Consider the following 278-nt stretch of genomic DNA (forward strand, 5'->3'; position numbering starts at 1 on the left):
GCGAAGAGATAGCTGCGATCGCCTCCGAGGGCGTATTCGAGGAGGAGGGTATCATCGTCGAGGATATTTGCTTGGATTTGTTGCAGGGTGAGGGGTTGAGGATATTTTAAGTTGGCGTAGGCAGGGTTTTCCCGGCGAATTTGGGCTTCGAGGGTTTGCAAATCGTCGAGAATTGTTTCGATCTTGCTTTTGATGGCTTCGAGATCGGCGTTAGCATAACCTTTGGGGTTCTGGAGGAGTTGCACGCGCTGTTCTTCGGCGGTGCTGAGTGCCTGGTT

At 52.5% G+C, this 278-nt stretch carries 1 pseudogene; it reads right to left on the reverse strand.

The window, feature by feature from the left end:
- Positions 1 to 278, reverse strand: a pseudogene (locus JUI58_RS03595) (hypothetical protein); the annotation flags it as partial.

This window comes from Spirulina sp. CCY15215 (assembly GCF_016888125.1).
GTDB lineage: Bacteria > Cyanobacteriota > Cyanobacteriia > Cyanobacteriales > Spirulinaceae > CCY15215.